Here is a 20,042-nt window from a genome sequence, read left to right as displayed (position 1 = left end):
GGAGCGAGGAGGCTCAAGCACCGCCCCTAGGAAAGCGAAGCCATTTGTGGAGATCAACAGCGGTATTTAGAGCCAATACCTATGACACCTAATTGTTCGTCTTTTATTAGGCTTTTTTAGTTTTGTCCCAGCCTCTTGGTCATTTTGGAAAAACTTTTGATCTAGTCAGGAAACGTACTCCTTCTGGACCCTCCAAGGAAAACATTCCACCCCTTCCAGGAACGACATCAATAATGAGTTGGGTATGTTTCCAATACTCATATTGCTTTTTATTCATATAGAAGGGAGCGCCGCCTATTTCGCCAAGAAGGACATCAGAATTGCCAATCAAAAATTCTTCCTTTGGATAGCACATAGGGGAACTGCCATCACAGCAACCCCCAGATTGATGGAATAGTACAGGTCCATGTTTGCCTACAAGCTTTTCAATTAATTCAAGGGCAGCTTCGGTAGCCAGTACTTTTTCCATCTTAAAAGAATCCTAATTTTTTCGGACTGTAGCTTACTAAAAGATTCTTCGTTTGCTGGTAGTGGGATAGCATCATTTTATGGTTTTCACGGCCGATACCACTCATTTTATATCCACCAAATGCAGCATTGGCAGGGTAGGCATGGTAGCAGTTAGTCCAAACACGTCCCGCTTCAATTTGGCGGCCGAAACGATACGCAGTGTTAACGTCTCTCGTCCAAACTCCTGCACCAAGCCCGTAAAGAGTGTTATTTGCAATTTCCAATGCTTCTTCAGCTGTTTTAAAGGTTGTGACAGATACAACTGGACCAAAGATTTCTTCTTGGAAAATTCTCATTTTGTTGTCGCCTTTAAAAACAGTCGGTTTTACATAATAACCATTTGCTAGGTCGCCTTCAAGCATATTTCGTTCTCCGCCTGCAAGTAGTTCGGCACCTTCTTCTTTCCCAATTTCGAGATAAGAAAGGATTTTTTCCAACTGCTCAGAAGAGGCTTGTGCTCCTATCATGGTTTCCGTATCCAATGGATTACCTTGTTTGATTTGAGAAACCCGTTCAAGTGCTCGCTCCATAAACTTATCATAAATGGATTCATGAATGAGGGCACGGGAAGGACATGTACATACTTCTCCTTGGTTAAGTGCAAACATTACAAAGCCTTCAACTGCTTTATCAAAGAAATCATCATCATGCGCCATCACGTCTTCAAAGAAAATGTTTGGGGATTTCCCGCCAAGCTCAAGCGTTACCGGAATAATGTTTTGAGAAGCATATTGCATGATGAGACGTCCTGTTGTCGTTTCTCCTGTAAAAGCAATTTTAGCTATTCTGTCACTGGATGCCAATGGTTTCCCAGCTTCCACACCAAATCCATTAACGATGTTTAACACCCCAGGAGGTAAAAGGTCTGAAATTAGTTCAGTTAAAACCATGATGGAAGCGGGTGTCTGTTCAGCTGGTTTTAAAACGACACAGTTCCCAGCAGCCAGAGCTGGAGCAAGCTTCCAAGTAGCCATTAGTAACGGGAAATTCCAAGGAATAATTTGTCCGACTACCCCTAGTGGTTCATGGAAGTGGTAAGCAATGGTGTCGTTATCAATTTCTCCTAGCGACCCTTCCTGGGCTCTAATACAACCTGCAAAATATCTAAAATGATCAATAGCAAGTGGAAGATCTGCTGCCATTGTCTCTCGAACCGGCTTTCCGTTCTCCCATGTTTCCGCAACTGCTAGCATCTCCAAGTTTTCTTCCATGCGATCTGCAATTTTATTAAGAATGTTGGCTCTTTCAGCTACAGAGGTTTGGCCCCAGGCTGATTTAGCTTTATGTGCGGCATCCAATGCCAATTCAATATCTTCTGCAGTGGAACGAGCAACTTCACAAAAGACCTGTCCTGTAACGGGAGTGACATTTTCAAAATATTCACCTTTTACTGGAGCGACCCATTCGCCACCAATATAGTTGTCATACCGGTTTTTAAAAGAAACTTTTGAATCTTTTTCACCTGGATTAGCATAAATCATTTGAAAATTCCTCCTCATAATAGATTAATAGGTTGTGTATTAGACTTATCTATGTAAGCGCATACAAAATACTACAAAAAAATAGAGAGGTTAGACAACCTATTGTATAATGAATTTTAAACATTCTGATAATAAATTGCAAGAGAAAAGGTTTTTTCAGCCAACAATGATGGTCAGGCACCATTTCACTTTGGTTGCAGGTCATCCATCATTCAGTTAAAATGATATGGAAATTTAAAATACTCCTTTATTTACCTATCTCCAATTACCTACTAAACCATTTCCCATTTAAAAACGAGGTGTACTATGTACGAACAAGGAAAAATGATATTGAAAGAATACTTTGGTTATGAAGATTTTAGGTCAGGCCAGAAAAAAATTGTTGAAAGTATTGTAAACAAGTCAAATACATTAGGAGTGATGCCTACAGGAGGCGGAAAGTCCATATGTTATCAAGTACCTGCACTGTTGGAAAGTGGGTTAACTATTGTCATCTCTCCCTTAATTTCTTTAATGAAAGATCAAGTGGATTCCTTAATTAACATTGGGGTAGCGGCAACCTATATTAATAGTTCGTTGAATGCTGGAGAGTTAAGAGAAAGAGTTCAACAGGTAGAACAAGGGCAAATTAAACTGTTATACCTTGCACCTGAAAGACTGGATTCTTACGATTTCCAATCTATCTTATCTGCTGTGGAGGTTTCAATCGTTGCAATTGATGAAGCACATTGTATGTCCCAATGGGGGCATGATTTTAGGCCAAGCTATCGCGAAGTGGGTACCTTTATTAAAAGAATTCCAGGAAACCCGGTCATTACAGCCTTTACAGCAACTGCAACAGAACAAGTTATAGAAGACATTCAAACGATGTTAGGAATTACACCAGAACATACATACGTAACCGGTTTTTCACGAGATAATTTGACATTTTCCGTTTTGAGAGGACAAAATAAGGACAGTTTTTTAGAAAAATTCTTGAAAGCGAACAAGGGAGAGTCGGGGATAATCTATGCAACTACCAGAAAAGAAGTAGATCAAATTTTTTCTTCATTCACCAAGAAAGGTTACAAGATTGGTAAGTATCATGCAGGACTATCTGAAGAAGAAAGAAAGGATTATCAAGAAGACTTTCTTCATGATCGACTCAAGCTGATGGTTGCCACGAATGCATTTGGGATGGGAATCGATAAGTCTAATGTTCGATTTGTCATTCATTACAACATGCCTAAAAATGTTGAGTCTTACTATCAAGAAGCTGGAAGGGCAGGAAGGGATGGAGAGGGAAGCGAATGTATCCTCTTGTTTAATGCGAGGGATATACAAATCCAGAAGTTTCTGATTGAAGAAAGTATCCGCTCACCAGAACGCAAAACGCAAGAATATAAGAAACTTCAAGCTATGATGGATTACTGTTATACGCAACGCTGCCTGCAAGGTTATATTGTACAATACTTCGGTGAAGATACAGAACTAGTTTGCGGTAAATGCAGTAATTGTTCCACCGATTTTGTAGAGCAAGATATTACATTAGAGGCACAGAAGATATTTAGCTGTATTCATAGAATGAATGAAAGATTTGGTGCACTACTGGTAGCAAAAGTTTTAAAGGGCTCAAAAGATAAGCGTATCCAGCAATTCCGTTTTGATAGCTTGCCAACTTATGGGTTAATGAGATCTTATACTGAAAAACAATTGGTAGACCTTATCAATATTCTGATTGCTGAAGGATACTTAATATTGACGGAGGGGCAATATCCAGTCGTAAGATTAGGTGCGCGCGCCGTTCCAGTTCTAAAAGGGCAGGAAAAGGTACTCTTTAAAGTGAAAGAGCAAGTGAAAGCTGTCGTTGAGGACAATGAATTGTTTGATAGGTTGCGGGAGTTACGTAGAAATTTATCAAAAGAAGAGGGAGTACCTCCCTATGTTATTTTTTCCGATAGCACTTTAAGAGAAATGAGTGAGGTACTCCCAAGAGATCAAACGGCCATGCTAGAAATTAAAGGGGTAGGATCGTTAAAGTTTGAGAAGTATGGTACTGAATTTTTGAGTGAGATAGGTAAATTTTTGGATAGTGAAGCCTCTTCAAAAGGAAATACATCCACTATAAAAGATTCTAACAACCCTAACAAGCCCTCCATTCCAATGAATCTTGGAGAATCGAGTCATATGTTTACTTATAGGCTACTGCAAGAAGGCCTGACTTTTAAAGAAATAGCCAAGGAACGGGGTATGAGTCTAATCACAGTTCAAAACCATCTTTTCAAATGTGCAAGTGATGAGGGTATGGAGGTTAATTGGGATTCTTTTATTCCAGAGGAGTTTGAGGAGAAAATAATTAGAGTTATTGAGGAAGTTGGAACTGAAAAACTGAAGCCCATCAAAGAGAATTTACCTGATGCGGTTGATTATTTAGCAATAAAAGCGGTAATGGCCAAGCATGACATAATATGAGGTTTAGTTTTTCTCCTGTCGGGAATATCATGGTTATAGATAAATCCATTAAATAGGAGGCGTTATATGATGAATGCTCGTGGACTGAAGAAACCTTTAATCGTGGCAGGAGCTGCAAGCCTCACCGGTGCAGGACTGTTAGTATATAAACCGTATAGAGAGAAGATAATGCAATACTCTAAAAAAGTTAAAAATAAACTAGTACCCTTAAAATTCAGAAAGACCGATTTACCAATTGAAAAGGCAGGGAACCCAGATCCTGAAGATATCCAAGATAATAGCATGGTCAGTGAGGGAGCCCAATATTCAGTAGAGTATTATAATAAGAAAATGCAATAACAAAAGGCGTTCGGTGCAATCCGAACGCCTTTTTATATACACTTTATACGAAGAAGATAGCGTAAGCTACACCAATTACACCTATTAACGCTAACGTATACACAGGTTTGATTGGCATTTCACCATTGTTCTCCATTGCTTTACCGAACATGAAGAATACAAGCGGATGAACTAGGAATGGCATAGAGAAGATGAAAGGAATTAAAGCGGCAGCATCAGCTCCAAACATCTCTCCTTGAATAGCGGCAAACAAACCAAAATGAGAAATAGCAGAAGATTGTGCCATGGCAGCATAGTCAATAGACATGGTGCTTAGGCTCAATAAAGCCAATCCACCAAAAACCGCACACATTTGCCAGCCAAATGAGAACTGCATTAATGCCTTTACTTCTTTTTTGTCCTCACCATTAGCCTTTCTTAAGTTTGCCAATGCGAGAATGGTCAATCCTAAACCAAGAGCTACAATTACCATGGAAGGCAATACCCAAAGGCTACCTCTCTCAGCACTTATAGCAAGGACGGAGAAAACAAATATATGGCCGAAAAACGGGATGTTAATCATAATAGGAGCACGTTGTGCAGCGGTTTTCCCGAAGTCTCCAGCTGTACATGCGCCAGTTAATCCTGAATGTGATAAAGATCCAGCCATACCAGGTGCAAGGTTTCTTGTGTTGGCATTCTTTGCAAAGAACATTATCAATGCAATCCCACCAAACATCCAGAACAATTGCCCAAAGAATCCATAGGCCAATACCGCATTCATGCCATCAATGGCAAAGGCGTCCCCAATTCGGGATCCACCTACTAAGAAGTTGGCAGCTAATACAACTGGAATACCTGCGACTAATAATGCTCGAATGGTCGGTCCAAAACTCCAATTATAGAAAACAGCTCCTAAAGCAGCTGCAATCATCATCGCAAAGAAAATTTGAGGCAATGCAATCAACGGCTTTATCCACATAGCGATATGATAAGAAACCACAAGTAACAGGATAATTGCTAACATTTCAACAATCCCTTTTTTCATGTACTGTTTCTTATTCTGAAGCTTAGCTTTGTTATCAATAAAAAGAATGGATCCGATAATCCCAATGTAAGCAATCAACGGATAAACATTATCAAAACTTTGAGTATCATCTGAAAGGATCATCCGAGTGATTCCTTCTAGCCCAAATAATAGGAAGAATGCACGGACGATAAAGAAAAACTGTGTTCTTGAAGTTCCAAGAAAAGATTCTTCATCAGAAGGTACAACACTGTCCTCCACATCCAAGTCTTTATTACCTAAAATTTTTCGTAGTTCCTGACCGCCTACAAAAAAGGATACAGTCAATGCAATAATAGTTGTTCTTGCCATAAGGTCAACAAAGGGGTACTCTACTAATCCTGGTGTTGCAACCCCTGTATCTACAAGTAAGTAGCCCATACCCAGTCCAAGGATTACGATAATAAGGATCGGGGAAAATCTTGTTCCTGCCACAACCATCCTTGATACCAACACTATAGGTATAAGGAAGAAAAGTATCAGCCAAAACTGATTGATCAATTCTATATTTGAAAATTGTTCTACCATCTTTCTGATCAGACTCCTATCGTTCATTTATTCACAAAGAATTATCGTACAATACTCTATGAAAAGTGTAAATCATTGTAAACGCCATCATTAAAATGTTTAACTATTGAAATAATAAATAGTGGTTTATAATTTTATTATGTAAACAAATAATGAGTAGATGAGCGTTGTTATTGTAACTATAAGATAGTTAGTGTAAAATTCCATCAAACACATATAAAACAGGAGGATACAACATATGACAACGAACAAAACGGAACTAGCCACCTTTGCTGGAGGGTGCTTTTGGTGTATGGTAAAACCTTTTGATGAGTTACCTGGAATTGAGAACGTAGTTTCCGGTTATACAGGAGGTAGCGTTCCCAATCCTACATATGAAGAAATAAAAAAAGGAAATACAGGTCATTACGAAGCTGTTCAAATAGAATTTAATCCAGATATCTTTCCATACGAAAAATTATTGGAATTGTATTGGCCACAGATAGACCCTACAGATGATGAAGGTCAATTTTTTGATAGAGGAAGCCAGTATCGTACAGCAATCTTTTATCATAATGAAAAACAGCTAAAACTTGCAGAGAAAACAAAAAAGGATTTAGAAACAAGCGGAAGATATAAAAAGTCAATTGTAACTGAAATAAAACCAGCTACGCCATTCTATGAAGCAGAAGAATATCATCAGAAATTTTATAAGAAAAATCCTGAAAAATATAAACAAGAACGTGAAGAATCAGGTAGAAATGCTCATATAAAAGAGCATTGGGGTGAAGAATATACAAAGTAAGTGAGGGTGTGAAAGGCTTACCCATCAGGAAGAAAAAGGGGGACTACCATTGATTCATCTTTTTACACACAATGATTTAGACGGGGTAGGCTGCGGTATTTTAGCCAAGCTTGCGTTTGATGAGAAGGTAAAGGTTCATTATAATTCAGTCGGCAGTTTAAATTATCAGGTTGCGGAATATATGGAAGAAGCAACTCCGCGGCATCAAATATACATAACTGATTTATCGGTCAATGAAGAAAACGCCAAAAAGCTCGATCAGTTTGCAAATCAACAAGAAGGCTTTGTTCAATTTATCGATCATCATAAGACTGCCATTCATCTAAATGAATATAACTGGGCTTCTGTTACTGTCGAATATGAGGATGGCAGATTGACAAGTGCCACTTCTTTATTTTATGAGTATCTGTTAGAAAAAGGACTAATAGCCCAGTCTGAACCGTTAGATGAAGTAGTGGAATTAATACGACAATATGATACGTGGGAATGGGATCGAAATAAGAATACGAAGGCAAAAAGATTAAACGATCTTTTGTACATGATTTCCATTGATGACTTTGAAGAGAGAATGCTTCTGAAGTTAAAAAGTGCAGCCCAGTTCGATTTCGATGACTTTGAAACACAAATTCTAGATATGGAAGAACAAAAACTAGAAAGATATTTGCGTAAAAAACGAAGAGAAATTGTTCAAAAGCCTGTAGATGACAAGTGGGTAGGAATCGTTCACGCTGAATCTTTTTTATCAGAACTTGGAAATATTTTGGGGAAGGAAAACCCCCATTTGGACTATATAGCCATGATTAATATGGGAAGCAAGCGGATTAGCTTGCGCACCATACATGATGATGTGGATGTTTCACAAGTGGCAGGAAAGTTTGATGGAGGGGGCCATGCAAAGGCTTCTGGGTGCAGTTTGACTGAACAGGCATACAAGCTTTTTGTGGCGGAGGCATTCCCGCTTGATTCTCTCAAACAAGATGCTCGCCACAACGTTTTTAATGTTAAAGAATCACCTAATGGCGTTTTGTACGACTCTAAAGAAAAAGGATCATTATTTCTATTACCCAAAGAAGACGGCACATGGAAGGTGGAAAACAAGGAAAAGTTTCTGGATACTTCCTTTTCTTCTTTCCAAGAAGCCGAAACGTTTATTAAAAGAAAGTATGCAGCATGGTTGGTTAAAGACGAGGAATATGTCAATTTCCTAGTTGAAAACATTAGAAGGTTAAAGGCAAACTAAAGGTAAGTTATGGGGAGAGATAGGTTATGGCAATTAGAAGATTAGAACATGTTGGAATCATGGTTAAAGATATTCAAACTTCCATAGAGTTTTATACAAACGTGGTCGGATTTTCATTAAAGGGGAAGTTAGATCATCCGAATGGTGAGATAAAGCTTGCATTTCTAGGGTTTAATGAAAGTGAAGAAACGGAATTAGAGCTAATCCAAGGCTACAATGACAATCTACCTGTAGAAGGTAAAGTTCACCATTTAGCATTAACGGTAGATGATGTAGAGGCGGAACATGATAGGTTGAAAAGTTTGGGAGTCACTTTTATCGAACAGGAAATCACCACGTTGCCAAATGGAGCAAGATATATCTTTTTTGCAGGTCCAGACGGTGAATGGATTGAATTATTTGAAACACCGGTAAAATAAAGAGAAGGCAGGGAGTAATTTCCCAGCCTTCTTTTTTTAAAAGGAAAGTATAAAAACTGTTGATTTCCGTTTCAGGAGCTTCGCTTGCCTGTGGGCGGTCCGTAAGCCTCCTCGGCTTACAGCCCTGCAGGTTCTCACTTGTCCCTTGCTCCCGCGGGCGTCTACGTGCCTTCCACTCCAATCAACAAGGTGACTACGTTCAGCCAAACTTTTGTTTAATATCTATATCACGGAGATAACTGAAAAACATATAAGGCTAATTTAATCTAATCTCTAGCTGTGGATTGGAGCAAATGGCGCAGACTCCTAAGGGAGATAGCGCTAGGTGGAGACCCCGCAGGCATAGCCGAGGAGGCTCCAGCAGTGCCCCTAGGAAAGCGAAGCCATATGCGGAAAGGAACAGCGGCAATTAATTATTCAACTAAAATATTTGAAATGCCCAGTCTTTCTTACTTCCTATCCATAGATTTTGCTTTTTCGCGAGAGCTTTTTAACATATGTGTATACGTAAAGCCAAGACAAATGATTCCGGTGATAGAACAAGCATACCGAATGATGGACATCCAATCCATGAGTGTCACCCCTAAAAGGTATTTGTTCTTATTCTCTCAAAGGTTGAAAAAAATATTCTTTACCTAAATTTTATGAGCTATATTTTTTATTCAAACGCTCTAATATCATCGTTAGTTCACTCGGTTTTAGCATTTCAACAGGTGAGACATTCTTTTCAAATTGTAGAAAATCCCCCTCAAGAAGGACCACATAACGATTATTGACTTTTGCTATATGGACATTTTCACCAAAGTCCGCCAGCAAGCCTTTAACAGAGATATGATCTAGCTTGAATTTCAGTTCTATGTCAGGTGTCTGTTCAATGATAGAGGAGGATGCTTCTATCACTTGCTCGTCCGACCACCGTTCCTGAAGCTCGCGTTTAGGTGAAGTAGCCCAAGCTTCCATCGCCTGTTCCACTTTCTCTTTTTCTTCGCTTTCGTCTTGATAGGTCTCGGAGATTTCTTGATGAACCATCCCCATCACTTGGTTCTTAATGATTTCTGGCATCGACTCACCATACTCTACATACTTCAAGAAATCCTCAAAATAACGGGAATGTGAGGACTGGTGGATCTTCAATTCTCCTTCCTCTACCATCCCATCCTCTACCATGAACGGATATTGTATGGACTTCATGTTCTTTGTAGTAATGGCCATCTGGACGTTATGAATCAGCGTCTGCTCATTTGTAATAGAAGCAACTTTTTGTTCAAAGTCACATTTTAAGATAAAAACAAAGGGCTCATCAAAATATTTATTTAATTTAGCCCTGGTGACAATGAGTACGCCACCTCTTACTGCAGTTGTATCTGTATAGGTGGATGCTATTTCATCTGCCGCAGATGAAAATGCTTCTAAGCTTTCGGCCTGTTTGATTCGATTAAATTGGTTGAAGTTGGGGTTTGATCCAAGGTCGTACCCTGGTTCTACGATGAACCTCCCAATCTTTGTTGGTACTTGTTCATTTTTAGGGTGTCGATCTACCTTTCTTTTGGTAATTTTCATCAATTCTCCGTCTAGGAAAGGTTTTAGTGCACTCTCTTCATATGTAGTTTCATCCAATACTGCCATTGGTTTATATTGTTTCTTTGCATTATCTCCACTGCCTTCTACTTCAATAAGGTAAAAGGCTAATGATTTTATATCAAAATCCATCTTTATCACCATTTTCGCAAGGTATCTTTAAACACTTAAACAAGTATAGGCAAAAGAAAAGAAAGGGTCAACAGGAACCCCTTCTTCGAATTAACTATGCATTTCTCTAACTTTTTGATCACTAGGAAGGAAGAACGTCAAAAGTCCTATAAAAGGTAAGCAAACAGTAAAGATGATGGTATTAGTTAACCCAATCCAGTCTGCTAGTATACCAAGTGCAACAGATCCCACAGCACCCATTCCAAATGCTAGTCCTACAATTAAGCCGGAAACCAGCCCAATGCGACCAGGAACTAGTTCCTGAGCGTATACTACTGTAACCGAAAAGCTAGAGAGAATGATGAACCCGATAATGGCAACAAGTATATAGGCAAGTGTCGGACCTACAAAAGGTAGCAACAAAGCAAGTGGAGCCGACCCCAGCATAGAGAGAGAAATGATCAGTCTTTTTCCGAAGCGGTCTGCCAATGGCCCTCCAAAGAATGTGCCAACAGCACCTGCACCTAAAAACACAAAAATATAAATTTGTGAATCTGCAATTGGTATACCATAGTTCTCTATGGCGTAAAAAGCATAGAAATTAGTGACACCCGCATGAAACCACGAACGAGCAAATACAAGAAATATCAGTAATGATATAGAAAAGGTAATGAGTCGTCTATTTCCAATGTTTTTACCCGAAGATTTAGCTTGTTGCGTTTTCTTTTGTTTAACCGGCCTATATGTATTCGCTACTTGCTGTTTGTACCAAGCTGCAATGTATAAAAGTAGTATGACAGCTGCAGCAGCAACAACTGTGAACCAAAGCACGCCTTTTTGTCCAAGTGGCAATAGGATATATGCTGCCATTAACGGCGCTAAAGCCTGCCCCGAATTGCCTCCTACTTGATATATGGACTGTGCCAGACCTCTGCGATTACCCGCAGCCATATAGGCTACACGAGATCCTTCTGGGTGGAATGCGGCAGAACCAAGTCCAATAAAGACTACGGAAAGAATAATTACCCAAAAGTTTGGTGCCAATGCCAAGCCAATAATCCCGAATAAAGAAGAAGTAAGTCCGATAGGCAGGGCATATGGAGACGGCCTTTTATCTGTAATTATGCCAACAACTGGTTGAATAAGGGAAGAGGTAGCATTTAACGCAAATGCAATCAGTCCCAACTGAGTAAATGTTAACCCCATGGAATTTTGCAACACGGGGAATAAGGCCGGCACCACTGATTGTAAAGCGTCATTCAGCAGGTGAACAAGGCCAATGATAAAAAGAATTGGATAAACGGTGGAGCTTTCGGTGGAAGCGGTATCTAGTTTGACTTTTTGTGCTTGCATATTAATTTAAACTCCTTCTATGGTAATAGGTGTTAAAAGCCAAGATATGTATGTTAAATAATCATAGCATGTGAATGTGGAACAATGGTAGATAATTTTACGGTGTACGAAATAAATAACATTCTGGTAAACTGTAAGAAAAAAAGAGAAGGGGAAGGACATATGATTGATTTAAGAAGTGATACGGTTACAAAACCAACAGAGGAAATGAGAAAGGCTGCCTATGAAGCGAAAGTGGGAGATGACGTGTACGGAGAAGATCCCACGGTAACGCTATTAGAAGAAAAAGCGGCAAAGATTCTTGGAAAAGAAGCGGCACTGTTTGTTACAAGCGGAACGCAAGGAAACCAAATTGCTGTATTGACGCATTGTCGACCAGGAAATGAGATATTACTAGAAGAAGAGTCTCATATCTTTTATTATGAATCTGGTGCTGTTGCCGCTTTGGCAGGAGTTCAAACAAGAACCATTCCAGGCGTTAACGGGATAATGAATCCACAAGATATAGAATCTGCTATTCGTGGGGAGGATCAACACTTTCCTGAAACTGGTCTAATTTGTATAGAGAACACTCATAATCGTGCTGGTGGGGCAGTGGTACCTGTATCAAACATGGCAGAAATCTATAAAGTGGCACAGGGATATTCTATACCTGTTCACGTGGATGGCGCACGACTATTTAATGCCGCAGCAAGTTCGGGCATACCTATAAAAGAGTTCACAAAACATTGCGATACGGTACAAGTATGTTTGTCCAAAGGATTGGGTGCACCTGTTGGTTCGATCATTGCCGGTTCAAACGACTTCATTAAACGAGCCAGAAAATGGAGAAAGCGTCTTGGTGGGGGACTGAGGCAAGTTGGGATTATTGCGGCACCTGGGTTAATTGCTTTAACCCAAATGACAGAAAGACTTTCCGAAGATCATGATAATGCCACGTTTCTTGCTGAAGGGTTAAGGGGAATTAGCTCTTTAAAAATAGTAAATTCGGTAGAAACGAATATTGTGGTAGTGGATGTATCCGGGTTGGAAATGATGGCTGATCAGTTTGTACGATTGTTAAAAGAGAAAGGTGTTTTGACTGTTCCGTTTGGACCTACGCTTGTGCGCCTTACGACTCATTTTGATGTGAGCAGAGAGGATATCGTAAGAGTTATTAGTACCATTAATGAGATAGTCAAAACTAGTTAAAAAAATGGTAAGGGGCAAATTACCCCTTACCATTTTACATTCTGACTAGTGTATTTACGGCATGTTCTCTGAGTTTGAATTTTTGGATTTTCCCTGATGCTGTCATTGGGTACTCGTCTACGATCTCTACATAGTAAGGTATTTTATATTTTGATATTTTTCCGATGCAGTAGTCTTTGACTTCTTGACTGTTTAAGCTTTCGCCAGGTTTGACTTTAATAAATGCTGCAACCTGCTCGCCGAACTTTTCATCTGGAACTCCTACAATTTGAACATCGAAAATTTTGGGATGAGAGTATAAAAATTCCTCAATCTCACGTGGATAAATATTCTCTCCACCTCTAATAATCATATCTTTTAGTCTGCCTGTAATGACGACATACCCATCCTCATCGATAGTAGCAAGATCTCCTGTATGAAGCCATCCATCTGTATCAATCGTATCTTTTGTTTGATCTTCCATTTTATAATAGCCTTTCATAACAAGGTAACCTCTTGTACATAGTTCGCCTTGAACGCCATATGGAACATTTTCCCCTGTTGCAGGGTTGATAATTTTTACTTCCACATTATCTAAAGCGCTTCCAACAGTTGACACGCGTCTCTCAATACTGTCGTGTGGGCGAGTTTGTGTAATAACTGGGGAGGCTTCGGTTTGGCCATATGCGATGGTAATTTCTTTAGCTCCCATATCATTTACAACTCTTTTCATAATTTCGGTTGGACAAGGTGAACCTGCCATAATACCGGTTCGTAAACTTGACAGATTGTAGTTATTAAATTCAGGGTGGTTTAGTTCCGCGATGAACATGGTTGGAACTCCATAAAGTGCCGTACATTTTTCTTGTTCTACCGCTTTTAAAACTAAAAGTGGATCAAACATAACAAGAGGAACCATCGTCGCTCCTGTTACTACAGCAGCCAGGGTACCCATCACACATCCAAAACAGTGGAAAAAAGGAACCGGAATGCATATTTTATCTTCTGCGGTAAGCTTCTGGCATTCCGCAACATTAATGGCATTATTGATAATATTGGAGTGGGTAAGCATGACACCTTTTGGGAAGCCGGTTGTACCGGATGTATATTGCATGTTGATCACTTCATCATAGTTTGTACTGTTCTGTCGGATCAGTAATTCTTCGTCTGTAATGGACATGGAATTTTTCAGTAGGTCATCCCATTGGAACATACCTGGGTAATTTTCGCTACCCATAAAAATGACGTTCTTTAATTTAGGTAATCTATTAGATACAAGGTCCCCAGGTGCACATTTTGCAAGCTCTGGACATAATTCTTGAAGCATATTCAAGTAGCTCACGTCTTTAAAATGATCCATAAGAAGAAGTGTAGTGGAATCTGATTGCCGCAATAGGTACTCGAGTTCCTTTGATTGATAGCTAGTATTGACTGTTACTAAAACTGCGCCGATTTTTGCACTCGCGTACTGTGTAATTAACCACTCCGGTTTATTGGAAGCCCAAACAGCAATGTGGTCTCCTTTTTGAACCCCTAGGCTCATTAAGCCTTTTGCTACTTGGTTACAGATTTGCTGAAACTCTTTATAACTATAACGCAATCCTGTTTCCACATAAACAACAGCTTCTTTATCAGGGTAAAGTGCTACTGTTTCATCCAATAAATCACCTATTGTTTTATGTACTAACTCTGCCATTGTTAAAACCTCCATAATAGAAAAGTAAGTGCTAGTTAAATATTAGTATGAATGTTCAGAAAAATCAAACGAAAAAAGAGCAGCCTGAGGACTACTCTTGCTTTACTTCTACTTTTTTCACTTCATTACTTTCGTTCTGAATGGGTGTCTTTTGAATGATTCGTTCTTTTAATCCAATCATACTTCCACTAAGATAATGAAGAGTTTGCCTGTATTTACTATCAATGGATGTAATGGCGGTTTCCAATTTATCAACTAATGTGTGTCTCAACATTTTTAGCTGATCGGCAATTTTCTGAGATGCAATGTCTTGGCTGTCCAGACGCTCCATTACAGATTGATGAAATATTTCTTGAAGCTGTAATTTATTATTTATTTCTTGGTAAAAATGTTCCTGATCATGTAACTTTGATTGGATGTCTTCATACATTTCTTCATATTTCTCTAACTTTGAGTGTATGCCACGGGTAAGATTCTCTTGGAATGCCAACTGATCTATTGTAGCCTGACTCAATAATTTTTCTTCTTCCACCAATAATTCTAATTTATCCAGTCTTTGCTCTACCTTTTTACTGCTTTCTTCATTAGATGCAATATTTCCCTTAAGTTCTTCACTTAATATTGACTGGGTTAATATCATTACTGATAATTCTTTTTGGACCTTTTCTTGGGAGTATAATTTATCCAGGAGAAGTTGATGATTCGAATCCTGGGTAGAGATGCTTTGTTGTAAGGTATGATTAATCTTGTTAACTGACCTAGATACAGTCAAATTTGTTTCTTCTTGTTGCTTTAATATATCTGCTAAATAGTTTTTTCTAAATTCCTGCTGGTTGGACGTGATGGATTTCGTCTGATCGAACAATTTGGGAATAGGCAGCAGGTTGTTGTTTTTCTCTCGCATATCTTGACTCCTTTGAGTTTAATATAGGTTTTATAACTATACTATCTTATGAGAGAGCGTTGGATTTGCGTGCGTTTTGGAGAAAACTAGGCAAAAGACTAGATTTATCATAAAAGCAAATAAAAGAAGACCAACATTCTGGTCTTCCATTTAACGAACTATTTGAAGGTGTGGTGTAAGATGGGTATAGCAAGGAGGCTATGATTTGTTTTGGCAGGAATTGTAGGTGTTTTCCGGCACTTTAGATAAGAAGGAGTGTTATATGGCAGGTGTTTTTTGAAAATTTTAACTGAAGCGGGCAAGTTTTCAGTTAGATTATAAGATGTCTACAGCTACAACGAGTGCAATCAATAGTTGAAGAAGTAGTTGGATATTTAGTACTAGGTCAGTGTCAGTAGTGGTAACTCTTACACCACGAGAGTTTTGAATATATGTCTGTTGGTGACTTACTTGTACAGATTTGGAGCTTTGTAGCAATTCTTGGATTACTTGCTCTGCTTTGTTGCTGTCTGCGATACTTACGCTTATTACTAGAGCGATAGCAGCTTGAATAGCAGCTTGAAGAGATACGGCGATTTTTGTGTCAGTCGTTGTTACTTCAATATCCGCAGAATCTTTAATAATAATTTGCTCATAAGATTTTTGTAGCATTTTGTTTACTTGGTCAGCCTCTTGAGCTACACCATCATTGTCAAGCGGGTGTCTACTACCTGCTGCTAAAGCATTCCAGCCATCATTGTCATAGCCGCAGCTTCTTCCACCGAATAACCAGTCTTTACTCATTATTTAAATCCCCCATTTATAATATTTATTTTTTTTCCTCTTTCTGAAGCTTTTCCATTTTACCGAAAGAATCTTGAATATCTGCAACCAATTTCTTCAGTTGCGCTTTCTGTTCTTTGGAGAAGTTATCTCCACTAAGTTTCACATTGTGTTTCTTTAAAACATTTTGAAGCATCATGTTAGTTGTTGCCTGGGTGAGTTTTGAAATATCTCGTTGCATATCTTTGCTATCTGCCATTCTTACACCCCCTTTTTCTTATCTACCACATACTATGTATTTACTAGATAAGAGAGTGGACGCCTGTCCTCTAGCAAACGTCCATTTTTACTAGATTTAGCAAAATAGGCTTAAAGTCTATTAAAAATGTGCTAATAATCGATAGTTTTTGGTTAGCCCCTGCTTTGAGGGGGAGATTTTCATTCTGCGCGATGAGCACCTCTCTGGGGTGAAAAGGGAACAGGGGATGTCTTGATGCGTGCGATGAGGACCTGTCTTGGGTGAAAAGGGAACAGGAGATGTCTTCATGCGTGCGATGAGGACCTGTCTTGGGTGAAAAGGGAACAGGAGATGTCTTGATGCGTGCGATGAGGACCTGTCTTGGGTGAAAAGGGAACAGGAAATGTCTTGATGCGTGCGATGAGGACCTCTCTAAGCACAAAAAAGAACAATAAATGTCTTCATTCGTGCGATGAAGACTTCTCATCTCTGATTTCCCTTTCACTGAGGTCTTAATCTCTAATTGTAATTTAAATTAGGTAGTGTTTTAGCACATAAAAAGCGAAGATGGACTACTATCCACCTTCGCGTACTTCTAAAAAAATATTTTATTATCACACATTCTTAAAACTCATAATAACTCCACTGATGTACACCTTTAGTTTTCAGATGTTTTTGAAGCACTCGCCTAATAACCCGCTTTGCAATTTTTCCACTACCCCAGTCAAAAATCGCATTTGTAGTTATTTTTATATCAGGGAACAGCATAGTGAAATGATGAACAATTCGTAGAATACGTTTTTCCATCGTTTCTTTTTTTAAGCACACCAAACAATAACAGTAAGTTCCCTTTGTAGTAAATTCTAACGATTCACAATACGAGCAAGGGATACCTTTTTGAAGCTCATCATATTTATAGGAAGGTGGAAGATAAAATGGAGCATTAGGGTTATGAAGGGACTTAAGTTTGTCTGCAATTACGTAGTGGTTATTATCTAGTTTTAAAGAGATAGGACGAATGCTTTTTAGGAATCTATTAATCTGACCTGGGTAGACGATTTGCTTGTTGATGGGTGCTTGATATAGCGTAAATTCGGGGTTTATGAACACTACGTATGATTGAATAGTCATATTATTTCCGAGCTGTTGTAAAAGTTGTCGGAACAAAGACTCACTTCTATTAAGTTGAATGAGCGGGTTGGTTACTTCAGAATCTGGAGGAATCCTTGTAAAAAGGCGGTCTTGTTCATAAAAATAATCCCCTTCGAAATTTTTCACTTCAATAATGTAAATGGTATCTGGGACAATGATCAGTGAGTCGATTTGAAAAGTGTTTTTGTTGTGGGGAAGAAGTAAGTCGTTGAGAATGAGACATTCGGTTTTAATAACTGAAGAAGTCAAGTTATCAAAAAGTAATTCTCCTTCGTACCCTTTCTGAAGGGCATAAAGGTGCTTCCTCTCATTATCGAGTAGATTTTTGCGAGAATTAAGTAATTGATAAACTTCTAACTCGCGAGGTATAGTCCGAGCTTTATATTTCATGGCACACTCCTTTATTCTTTGTACTTCATACTATACCAATACTAGAGCGTAAATGGTAGGGTTTTTGTTTGAAAATTCTAACTTTATCCATTGTGTAGGATTGTGGTAATTATGAAGACCTCTCTTCTTTCGATGACGCTCCTCTTAGGTCCTCATCAGCCCTATGAGGACCTGCCTAGCACGAAAATGGGATGTGAGAAGTCTTCATCCGAGCGATGAGGACCTCTCTAGCACGTAAAAGGGAAGGTAGATGTCTTCATCCGTGCGATGAGGACTTCTCTAGCACGTAAAAGGGAAGGTAGATGTCTTCATCCGAGCGATGAGGACCTCACTAAGCACGAAAAAGGGATGTGAGAAGTCTTCATCCGAGCGATGAGGACCTCTCTAGCACGAAAAAGGGATGTGAGAAGACTTCATCCGAGCGATGAGGACCTCTCTAATCACAAAAAAGAACGAAAGATGTCTTCATCCGTGAAATGAGGACCTGTCTAGCACGAAAAAGGGAAGGTAGATGTCTTCATCCGTGAAACGAGGACCTCTCTAGCACGAAAAAGGGATGTGAGAAGACTTCATCCGAGCGATGAGGACCTCTCTAGCACGAAAAAAGAACGAAAGATGTCTTCATCCCAAAAATGAGGACCTCTCTAGCACGAAAAAAGAACGAAAGAAGTCTTCATCCCAAAAATGAGGACCTCTCTAAGCACAAAAAAGAACGAAAGAAGTCTTCATCCGAGCGATGAGGACCTCTCTAAGCACAAAAAAGAACGAAAGAAGTCTTCATTACTTGACATTAAGTTAAAAGGTAAAAAAAGAAACCAAATAAAAAAGAACCGCCCGTATGCAACAGGCGATTCTTTTAGAAGTATAGGTTATCTTTTGTCAGCAGGGTAGACAAGCCCTATTTGTAAGCGGGCTTCTTCTAGTAGTTCCATGGTTTGCAGGGAAGTACTATGAGAATTGATAGAGGATTCCTTTTCACCTGACTTTATTAGCCGAATAAACTCTTCTGCTTCGTAAAACATGGATTCAGCTTTTTGAGGGACCGTTATATCCTCGATAGATCCGTCTTTATATTTAATTCGTATTTTCTCAGGTGTATGGATGGTATCTAAAATAATTGTTCCTTCTTCTCCTTGTATTTCGGAAGGAAGGTAGGAGTTTGCTATTTTGGAGTAGGCGACAGAAGCATCCATCCCATCATACTGGAACAAGATGCTTCCTTGTCCATCCACTCCAGATTCCAGCATATGGGCGGTGGCGTGTAAAGCATTCGGCTTTCCGAACAATGCCACCATTGGATAGATGGTATAGATACCAATGTCCATTAAAGAACCATTAGAAAATTCAGGCTTAAATGCATTAAGCACTGTTCCTTCCTTGTACTTATCATAGCGAGAGGAATACTGACAATAACTTGCGATATAACGCCTGATCTGCCCGATTTTATGCAGGTTCTCTTTCACTGCCAAGAAGTTAGGAAGCAGGGTGCTTTTCATTGCCTCCATCAGAACCACGTTATTTCTTTTTGCAGTATCTATCATATCTGATAATTCTTTCGTATTGGAAGCTATCGGTTTTTCGCATAACACATGTTTCCCTTGATCCATACAGGCAATTGCTTGCTTTGCATGCAGAGAATTCGGGCTGGCTATATATACGGCATCGATTTCGTTGCTTCTTGTAAACTCTTCTAAATCAGTATATGTAGTAGTGACATTAAATTTATTCCCAAAATCCCTTGCTGTTTCTTCTTTTCGGGAATAGACAGCCGTTAAACGGAAATCTTCCGACTCTAATGCTGCATTGATAAATGATTCTGTTATCCAGTTGGTGCCAATCACTCCAAAGCGTATCAAAAAAATACCTTCTTTCTCTAATAGATGTAGACAGT

The 20,042-nt window shown here is 39.1% G+C and carries 18 protein-coding genes; 6 read left to right on the top strand and 12 right to left on the bottom strand.

What is annotated here, in order from left to right; translation table 11 throughout:
- Positions 1-139: 139 nt before the first annotated feature.
- Both HC179_RS01195 and adh read right to left on the bottom strand, forming a co-directional pair.
- Entirely contained in the window at positions 140-469 is a 330-nt protein-coding gene (locus tag HC179_RS01195) for a DUF779 domain-containing protein (protein ID WP_168862684.1), read from the bottom strand.
- Position 470: 1 nt separating this feature from the next.
- The gene (gene adh / locus HC179_RS01190; protein WP_168862683.1) at positions 471-1,991 is read right to left on the bottom strand and encodes an aldehyde dehydrogenase; all 1,521 of its coding nucleotides are present in this window, start codon (positions 1,989-1,991) and stop codon (positions 471-473) included.
- Positions 1,992-2,297: 306 nt separating this feature from the next.
- On the opposite strand from adh, the gene recQ reads away from it, so the two are divergent.
- Together recQ and HC179_RS01180 are read left to right on the top strand one after the other, a co-directional pair.
- Entirely contained in the window at positions 2,298-4,442 is a 2,145-nt protein-coding gene (gene recQ / locus HC179_RS01185; RefSeq protein ID WP_168862682.1) for a DNA helicase RecQ, read from the top strand.
- 66 nt (positions 4,443-4,508) lie between these two features.
- Entirely contained in the window at positions 4,509-4,781 is a 273-nt protein-coding gene (locus HC179_RS01180) for a hypothetical protein (RefSeq protein ID WP_168862681.1), read from the top strand.
- Positions 4,782-4,824: 43 nt separating this feature from the next.
- Here HC179_RS01180 and HC179_RS01175 read toward each other — a convergent pair whose 3' ends face one another.
- Positions 4,825-6,354 carry a hypothetical protein gene (locus HC179_RS01175; RefSeq protein ID WP_168862680.1) on the bottom strand — a complete coding sequence of 510 codons (1,530 nt, stop codon included), beginning with the start codon at positions 6,352-6,354 and terminating at the stop codon, positions 4,825-4,827.
- 238 nt (positions 6,355-6,592) lie between these two features.
- Between HC179_RS01175 and msrA the strand changes: the two genes are divergently transcribed.
- Genes msrA through HC179_RS01160 form a run of 3 tightly spaced genes read left to right on the top strand, consistent with a single transcriptional unit; the run spans position 6,593 to position 8,797 of the window.
- Positions 6,593-7,138 carry a peptide-methionine (S)-S-oxide reductase MsrA gene (gene msrA, locus HC179_RS01170; protein WP_168862679.1) on the top strand — a complete coding sequence of 182 codons (546 nt, stop codon included), beginning with the start codon at positions 6,593-6,595 and terminating at the stop codon, positions 7,136-7,138.
- A gap of 49 nt (positions 7,139-7,187) precedes the next feature.
- Entirely contained in the window at positions 7,188-8,378 is a 1,191-nt protein-coding gene (locus HC179_RS01165; protein WP_168862678.1) for a DHH family phosphoesterase, read from the top strand.
- Positions 8,379-8,404: 26 nt separating this feature from the next.
- Complete coding sequence (locus HC179_RS01160; RefSeq protein WP_168862677.1) at positions 8,405-8,797, top strand: VOC family protein; 393 nt, start codon at positions 8,405-8,407, stop codon at positions 8,795-8,797.
- A gap of 449 nt (positions 8,798-9,246) precedes the next feature.
- Here the strand turns inward: HC179_RS01160 and HC179_RS21115 are convergent, their stop codons facing one another.
- From HC179_RS21115 to HC179_RS01150, 3 genes are all read right to left on the bottom strand, one after another.
- On the bottom strand, positions 9,247-9,369 hold the full coding sequence (locus HC179_RS21115; RefSeq protein WP_277351294.1) for a hypothetical protein: 123 nt from the start codon (positions 9,367-9,369) through the stop codon (positions 9,247-9,249).
- Positions 9,370-9,439: 70 nt separating this feature from the next.
- Entirely contained in the window at positions 9,440-10,507 is a 1,068-nt protein-coding gene (locus HC179_RS01155; protein ID WP_168862676.1) for a DUF3900 domain-containing protein, read from the bottom strand.
- A gap of 90 nt (positions 10,508-10,597) precedes the next feature.
- Positions 10,598-11,839 (bottom strand): MFS transporter, encoded by a 1,242-nt coding sequence (locus tag HC179_RS01150; RefSeq protein WP_168862675.1) that lies wholly within the window; start codon positions 11,837-11,839, stop codon positions 10,598-10,600.
- Positions 11,840-12,001: 162 nt separating this feature from the next.
- Between HC179_RS01150 and ltaE the strand changes: the two genes are divergently transcribed.
- Positions 12,002-13,030 (top strand): low-specificity L-threonine aldolase, encoded by a 1,029-nt coding sequence (gene ltaE, locus HC179_RS01145; RefSeq protein ID WP_168862674.1) that lies wholly within the window; start codon positions 12,002-12,004, stop codon positions 13,028-13,030.
- A 34-nt stretch (positions 13,031-13,064) separates the two neighbouring features.
- Here ltaE and HC179_RS01140 read toward each other — a convergent pair whose 3' ends face one another.
- From HC179_RS01140 to HC179_RS01115, 6 genes are all read right to left on the bottom strand, one after another.
- The gene (locus HC179_RS01140; RefSeq protein ID WP_168862673.1) at positions 13,065-14,720 is read right to left on the bottom strand and encodes an AMP-binding protein; all 1,656 of its coding nucleotides are present in this window, start codon (positions 14,718-14,720) and stop codon (positions 13,065-13,067) included.
- 76 nt (positions 14,721-14,796) lie between these two features.
- Positions 14,797-15,609, bottom strand: a complete 813-nt coding sequence (locus HC179_RS01135; protein WP_168862672.1) for a hypothetical protein — start codon at positions 15,607-15,609, stop codon at positions 14,797-14,799.
- Between the two features lie 315 nt (positions 15,610-15,924).
- Positions 15,925-16,392, bottom strand: coding sequence for a spore coat protein (locus tag HC179_RS01130; protein ID WP_168862671.1), 468 nt, complete (start codon positions 16,390-16,392; stop codon positions 15,925-15,927).
- Between the two features lie 25 nt (positions 16,393-16,417).
- On the bottom strand, positions 16,418-16,630 hold the full coding sequence (locus tag HC179_RS01125; protein WP_168862670.1) for a hypothetical protein: 213 nt from the start codon (positions 16,628-16,630) through the stop codon (positions 16,418-16,420).
- Between the two features lie 603 nt (positions 16,631-17,233).
- Positions 17,234-18,151, bottom strand: a complete 918-nt coding sequence (locus tag HC179_RS01120; RefSeq protein ID WP_168862669.1) for a nuclease-related domain-containing protein — start codon at positions 18,149-18,151, stop codon at positions 17,234-17,236.
- Between the two features lie 869 nt (positions 18,152-19,020).
- Positions 19,021-20,007, bottom strand: a complete 987-nt coding sequence (locus HC179_RS01115) for a Gfo/Idh/MocA family protein (protein WP_168862668.1) — start codon at positions 20,005-20,007, stop codon at positions 19,021-19,023.
- Positions 20,008-20,042 lie beyond the last annotated feature (35 nt).

This window comes from Bacillus sp. RO1, assembly GCF_012524115.1.
GTDB lineage: Bacteria > Bacillota > Bacilli > Bacillales > Bacillaceae_I > Sutcliffiella_A.
Note: the sequence above shows the minus strand (reverse complement) of the source record. Positions and strands in the feature narration are given on the sequence as shown.